The 6570-nt window shown below is 74.8% G+C and carries 6 protein-coding genes; all 6 read right to left on the bottom strand.

Features of this window, described 5'->3' with window-relative positions:
* Window positions 1-2487, bottom strand: a 2487-nt coding sequence (gene smc, locus CBZ_RS18405) for a chromosome segregation protein SMC (protein WP_130782918.1), incomplete at its 3' end; no start/stop codon positions are given.
* A gap of 108 nt (window positions 2488-2595) precedes the next feature.
* Window positions 2596-3021 (bottom strand): nucleoside-diphosphate kinase, encoded by a 426-nt coding sequence (ndk, locus tag CBZ_RS18410; RefSeq protein ID WP_130782919.1) that lies wholly within the window; start codon window positions 3019-3021, stop codon window positions 2596-2598.
* Between the two features lie 75 nt (window positions 3022-3096).
* Complete coding sequence (locus CBZ_RS18415; RefSeq protein WP_130782920.1) at window positions 3097-3498, bottom strand: DUF4233 domain-containing protein; 402 nt, start codon at window positions 3496-3498, stop codon at window positions 3097-3099.
* A 9-nt stretch (window positions 3499-3507) separates the two neighbouring features.
* A complete protein-coding gene (locus CBZ_RS18420) occupies window positions 3508-5229 on the bottom strand; it encodes an MDR family MFS transporter (protein ID WP_130782921.1) in 1722 nt (573 codons plus the stop codon).
* A gap of 123 nt (window positions 5230-5352) precedes the next feature.
* Window positions 5353-6057, bottom strand: coding sequence for a TetR/AcrR family transcriptional regulator (locus CBZ_RS18425; protein WP_246013535.1), 705 nt, complete (start codon window positions 6055-6057; stop codon window positions 5353-5355).
* Window positions 6058-6135: 78 nt separating this feature from the next.
* On the bottom strand, window positions 6136-6570 hold a 435-nt coding region (locus CBZ_RS18430; RefSeq protein WP_130782923.1), incomplete at its 5' end, for an HPr family phosphocarrier protein.

A 6570-nucleotide genomic window follows, 5' to 3' on the forward strand; every position in this document is an offset into this window, starting at 1 on the left:
GGCCCGGGCGACGCGCTCGGTCTCGGCGGCCCGCTCGAGCGAGGCGGCGCGCCCGGCGAGCGCGCGCGCCCGCTCCTCGCTCGTGCGCAGCGTCAGACGCGCCTCGGTCTCGCGCGTGCGCGCACCGGTCGCGACACCGCCGAGGCGGTCGCGCCGCTCGGTCGTCTCGGCGATCGCGGCCTCGGTGTCCGCCGGCTCCGACTCCGCGACTGCGAGGCGCGCGGTGAGGTCGGCCAGCTCGGCCGCGTCGGACTCCAGGGTCGCGGACGCCGCGGTGAGCGTCGCCTCGACGCGATCGGCCTCGGCGCGCGCCGACCGCGCCGCGGACCCGAGGTGCCCGAGCTGCTCGGCGACGGCCGCGAGGGCCGCGTCGGACTGGTTGAGGCGGTCGAGCGTGCGCTCGTGCTCGTCGCGCGCCTCCTGCTGGACCCGGGTCGCGGCGGCGATCTCGAAGCGCAGCCGCTCGGCGGTCGCGGTCGCGTCCGCGGCACCCGCCCTGGCCTGCTCGAGCGCAGCCTGGAGGTGCAGCGCGCTCGGCGCGGTCGCGGACCCGCCGGACGCCCGGTGCCGGGACAGGACGTCGCCCGCGCGGGTCGCGACGACGAGGTGCGGGTGGCTCGCGACGAGCGCGCGGGCCGCGGCGAGGTCGTCGACGACGACGACGTCGGCGAGCAGCGCGCGCACGGTCGCCTGGACGTGCGGCGGGGCGTCGACCAGGTCCACGGCGCGGTCGGCGCCGGGCGGCAGGTCGGCCGGCGCGTCGGGCGAGGGCGCGCCCGCGACCAGCAGCGTCGCACGCCCCGCGTCCTCGGTGCGCAGGTACCGCAGCGCGTCGACGGCGGCGTCGACCGACTCCACGGCAACCCCGTCGGCGACGGCGCCGAGGGCAGCGACGACCGCGTCCTCGTCGCGCGGGTCGACCGACAGCAGCGCCGCGACCGAGCCCACCGTGCCCGGCAGGCCGTCGGCGGCGAGCAGCGCACCGACGCCGTCCTTGCGTGTGAGGCTGAGCTCCAGGGTCTCGGCGCGTGCCACGAGCGCACCGTGCTCGCGCTCGGCGTCGGACAGGCGCGACCGCAGCGACGTGAGGTGCTCGGTCGCGACGTCGAGCGCCTCGACCGCGGCCTCGTGCGCGGCGTCGAGACCCTCCTCGCCCGCCTCGACGCCCGCGACCTCGGACTCGAGCGCCACGAACTCCTCGGCCGCCGACGCCTCGCGCTCCCGCGCCGCCGCGAGCGACTGGTGCAGGCGGCCGATCTCCGCCTGCGTCGCCTCGACGCGGCTGCGGCGGGCCGCGACCTGCCCGGCGAGCCGGGCGACGCCCTCACGCCGGTCGGCGGCACCCCGCAGCGCGGTAGCGAGCTCCTTCTCGGCGGCGGCGGCCGCCTGCTCCGCCTCCTGGCGCGCCGTGACGGCCGCCTCCAGGGCCACGCGGGCCAGGTCGACCTCGGCGGCGAGCTCGGCCTCCGCGGCGCGCACGCGCTCGGCCTGCGCGGCGAGGTCGTCGGGGTCCTGCCCGCCCGAGCGCTCCGGGGTGGCGCTGCCGAGCAGGCGCACCCGGTCGGCGGCGAGCGACGCGGTGCCGCGCAGCCGCTCGCGCAGCGACGACAGGCGGTACCAGACCTCGGTCACCTCGGTGAGCTGCGGCGTCGCCTCGGCGGCCTCGCGCTCGAGCGTCGCGAGCCGGTCGCGGTGCTGCCCGAGGGCCGCCTCGACCTCGGCGCGGCGCGCGAGCACGGCCGACTCGTCGGCGATCTCCTGCTCGAGCGTCGCCGAGAGCTGCGCGAGGTCGTCGGCGAGCAGGCGGGCGCGCGCGTCGCGCAGGTCGGTCTGGACGACGGCGGCCTTGCGCGCGACCTCCGCCTGCCGGCCGAGCGGGCCGAGCTGGCGGCGGATCTCCCCCGTGAGGTCGCCCAGGCGCGTGAGGTTGGCCTGCATCGCGTCGAGCTTGCGGAGCGCCTTCTCCTTGCGCTTGCGGTGCTTGAGGACGCCCGCGGCCTCCTCGATGAAGCCGCGGCGCTCCTCGGGCGTCGCCCGCAGCACGGCGTCGAGCTGGCCCTGGCCGACGATGACGTGCATCTCGCGGCCGAGGCCGGAGTCGGACAGGAGCTCCTGGATGTCGAGCAGCCGGCAGCCCTGCCCGTTGATCGCGTACTCGGACCCGCCGTTGCGGAACAGCGTCCGCGAGATCGTCACCTCGGTGTACTCGATCGGCAGCGCGCCGTCGGTGTTGTCGATGGTCAGCGCGACCTCGGCCCGGCCGAGCGGCGGGCGGCCGGCGGTGCCGGCGAAGATGACGTCCTCCATCTTGCCGCCGCGCAGCGACTTGGCGCCCTGCTCCCCCATGACCCACGCGAGCGCGTCGACGACGTTCGACTTGCCGGAGCCGTTGGGGCCGACGACGCACGTGACGCCGGGCTCGAAGGTCAGCGTCGTCGCCGAGGCGAACGACTTGAACCCCCGCAGGGTGAGGGTCTTGAGGTGCACGCAGGAAGCCTAGGACGTGCGGGGCGGGCCGTCGGGGAGGCGGGGCGCGCTGGTGCTCCCCGCCGGGCCCCGATGGCGGCCCGCCGTCGCGTCAGACGGTGGTCCGGGTCAGCGCCCGGGGAACCAGAGCGCGATCTCGCGGGCGGCCGACTCCTCGCCGTCCGAGCCGTGCACGAGGTTCTGGATGACCTTCAGGCCCCAGTCGCGGGCCAGGTCGCCGCGGATCGTGCCGGGAGGGGCGACGGTCGGGTCCGTCGCGCCCGCGAGCGAGCGGAAGCCCTCGATGACGCGGTGCCCCTCGACGACGGCGGCCAGCACCGGGCCCGAGCGCATGAACTCGACGAGCGGGGTGAGGAACGGCTTGCCGGCGTGCTCGGCGTAGTGCTCGGCCAGCAGGGCCTCGTCGGCCTCGCGCAGCTCGACGGCGACGAGCGTGTAGCCCTTGGCCTCGATGCGGCGCAGGATCTCCCCGACGAGGCCACGGCGGACACCGTCGGGCTTGACGAGGACCAGGGTGCGCTGCGTGTCAGTCATGCGGGTCACCCTAACGGGAGCCGCCGGACGGGTCGCGACGCGTCCGTGAACGGCGCACGGCCGTCCGGGGTCCCGTCAGGGACCGACCATCCCCGGGTGCGCGGCGTCCCACTCGGCCCGCTCGCGGTCGATCCGCCCGCCGACGCGCAGGCAGTAGACCCACATCGCGACGAACACCGCGCCGACGACGAACATCATCGGCACGACGAACCCGCAGGCGAGCACGAGCCCCTGCGCGACCGACCCGGCGACGTAGCCGCCCGGCCGCCCGACGAGACCCGCGAGGATCACCAGCAGGACGACCAGGCCGCCGCCGACGCCCCAGACGAGCGCCGGGTCGGCGACCCGCAGGCCGTACGCCACGAGCGTCGCGAAGAACACCACGCCGGCCTCGAGCACGAGGACGGTCTGGGTGAACTGGGGCTTCGCGGGTCGCTTGCGGCGCACGGCCTGCCCGTCGGGGACGGTGGAGCTCATCGGGTCAGGCTACCGGGCGCCCACGGCGTCGCCGTCGGCCACGGGCTCGCCGGACGGGTCGTGGTGGTCGCTCGCAGAGAGCTCGTCGACGACGACCGCGCCGTCGACCGTGGCGTTCACGTCGGACGCCTCGGCGTGGCCCGCACGGGCGTCGTCGGCGGACACGGCCTCGCCGCGCGCGACCATGCCGGCCACGTCGGAGAGCTTGACCTCGCGCAGGAACAGGGCGAGGACGAAGCCGACGACGATGAGCGGGATGAAGTACCAGAACGACGACGACAGGCTCGACGCGTAGGCGTCGATGACGCCCGACTTGAACGGCTCCGGCAGCTGCTGGACCGCGTCGGGCGTGAGGCCCGCGGCCTCGCCACCGGCCTGCGGCACGCCCTGGAACACCGTCATGATCTGCTCGATGAGGCGGTTGGTGAACATCGTGCTGAACACCGCGACGCCGACGGCCGCGCCGATCTCGCGGAAGAAGTTGTTGGCGCTGGTCGCGGTGCCGAGCTCGTGCGGGTCCACCGCGTTCTGCACGGCGAGGACGATCGTCTGCATGACGAGGCCCATGCCGGCACCGAGGACGAAGATCATCGCGCCGAAGAGCCACATCGACATGTCGCCCGTGATGCGCGTGAGCCACAGCATGCCGACGGTCGTGATCGCGAGGCCGGCGACCGGGTAGATCTTGTAGCGGCCGGTCTTCGTGATCGCGATGCCTGACCCGATCGCGGTGAGCATGACGCCCGCCATCATCGGCAGCAGCAGGTAGCCGGACTGCGTGACGCCCACGCCGGTCGACATCTGCAGGAACGTCGGCAGGAACGCGAGCGCGGAGAACATGCCCATGCCGAGGATGAACCCGATGGTCGTGGCGATCGTGAAGGTGCGGTTGCGGAACAGGCGCAGCGGCAGCAGCGGGTCGGACGCCTTGAGCTCGGCGAGGATGAACAGCGCGATCGCGAGGACCGTGCCGCCGACGAGCGCGAGCAGGCCCGGGTCGGCCCAGTCGTAGGTGCTCTGGCCGGACCACGAGGTCCAGCTGGTCGCCAGGACGAGGCCCGAGGTGCCGAGGACGACGAGCACGATGCCGGCGACGTCGATGCGGCGGCCGGATCGGTGCGAGGGCAGCTTGAGCGTGAACCACGCGGTCGCGAACGCGGCGATGCCGACGGGGATGTTGATCCAGAAGCACCAGCGCCAGTCGGCGTGCTCGGTGAACAGACCGCCGAGGAGCGGGCCGATGACGGCCGCGATGCCGAACAGGGCGCCCATCGGGCCCATGTACTTGCCACGCTCCTTGGCGGGCACGATGTCGGCGATGATCGCCTGCGACAGGATCATCAGGCCGCCGCCGCCGAGGCCCTGGATGCCGCGCCCGGCGACGAGCCAGCCGAACGACCCGGCGAAGCCGGCGACCGCGGAGCCGAGGGTGAACAGCGCGATGGCGACGAGGAACGGCCAGCGCCGCCCCCACAGGTCGCCGAACTTGCCGTAGAGGGGCATGACGATCGCGATGGCCAGGATGTAGGCCGTCACGACCCAGCCCTGGTGCTCGACGCCGTCGAGCTCGCCGACGATCGTGGGCATCGCGGTGCCGACGATCGACTGGTCGAGCGACGACAGGAACATGCTCGCCATGAGCGCGCCGAAGATCAGCCAGACGGTGCGCTTCGTGAGGACGACGAGCGGCTTGTCGCTCGCTCCCACGTCGGGGACGGTGGCGGTGGCCATGGGTTTCCTTGCTCTCGTGGGACGGCGCGCGAGGGTGCTCGCGCGCGGCGGTGCGGACCCGGGTGCGGGCCGGGTGGTGTCGGTCGGGGCGCCGGCGGCGCGGGGAGCGCCGCGGGTGCCGGGTCAGCCGGTGAGCAGGACGCGCAGCTCGCCGAGGACGTCGTGGAGGTGGTCGCGGACCTCGCCCTCACCGCCGCGTGACTCCCAGCGCACGAACGTGGCGTGCGTGAGGAACAGCGCGAGCGAGGCGACGGTCTCGGGCGGGTGCGCGGGAGGTTCGCCGAGCCGCCGGGCGACGAGGTCCTGGAGGTTGCCCTTGTGCTTGTCGAGCCACGCGAGGTGCCGGGCGAGCAGGCGCGGCTCGCGCGACGCGATCTCGAGCCCCTTCGCGAGCCGCGCGCGGGCCGGGGGCGCGGCCTCGAGGAGCGAGGCGACGAGGTGCTCGAGGTCGGCGACGAGGTCGCCGGTCGGACCGCCTGCGGCGAACTCCTCCTCGACGAGCGGGTCGATCGGGTACGTGGCGTGCCCGAGGACGGCGTCGTCCTTCGTCTCGAAGTAGTTGAAGAAGGTCCGCACGGAGACGCCCGCCGCCTCGCAGATCGCCTCGACCGTGACGGCGTCGAGGCCGTCACGGTCGACCAGGCGGTGGGTGGCGTCGATGAGGGCGTCGCGTCGTGCGCGCTTCTTGCGCTCGCGCAGGCCGAGCGTGCCGACGAGCTCGGCGACGGTCGGGACCCCGGGGGCGTCGGGCGGGGCGTCGGGGTCGGTGCCCACCGCGCGGGCGCCGTCGGCGTCCGTCGTGCCGCGCACGGTCTCCACATCCTGCATGGGATGCAACATTACACGCTCTGCAACTTTGCAGTCCATGCATTTTTCGTGCTGTCGCTCACGTGGCGCAGCGAACGGTCAGACCTCCCCGAAGCCCCCCTCGACCGCCGCGAGCAGCGCGTCGCGCGCCTCGACCGCCTGCGGGCCCTCGGCCTCGACCACGACCTCCTGCCCCTGCACCGCGCCGAGCTTCATGAGCTCCAGGACGCTCGCCGCGTTGACGCCGTTGACGTGCACCCGCGCGTCGAAGCCCGCGAGCATCCGGGCCACGACCGCCGCCGGCCGCGCGTGCAGGCCGAGCGGGTTGCGCAGCACCGCGACCCCGCGTGCCACTCCGCCGTCCTCGGACGTCGTCGAGCCGTCCGGGGCCTCACGTGCGGGACCGGCGGACGACGAGCCGGCGGACAGGGGCCCGGTGGGCGGCGGACCCGCCGCCGCGGACCCCGCGAACGTCGACCCCGCGTGCTCCGCGGCCGCCACGACCGCGGCCAGGTCGCCGCCTCCGTGCGCCGC

The organism is Cellulomonas biazotea, assembly GCF_004306155.1.
Taxonomy (GTDB): domain Bacteria; phylum Actinomycetota; class Actinomycetes; order Actinomycetales; family Cellulomonadaceae; genus Cellulomonas; species Cellulomonas biazotea.

Bases quoted from the DNA above. Each gene is read 5' to 3' on its own strand.
- ndk (WP_130782919.1), bottom strand. From the start codon at position 3,021: ATGACTGACACGCAGCGCACCCTGGTCCTCGTCAAGCCCGACGGTGTC.
- CBZ_RS18415 (WP_130782920.1), bottom strand. From the start codon at position 3,498: ATGAGCTCCACCGTCCCCGACGGGCAGGCCGTGCGCCGCAAGCGACCC.
- CBZ_RS18420 (WP_130782921.1), bottom strand. From the start codon at position 5,229: ATGGCCACCGCCACCGTCCCCGACGTGGGAGCGAGCGACAAGCCGCTC.
- CBZ_RS18425 (WP_246013535.1), bottom strand. From the start codon at position 6,057: ATGCAGGATGTGGAGACCGTGCGCGGCACGACGGACGCCGACGGCGCC.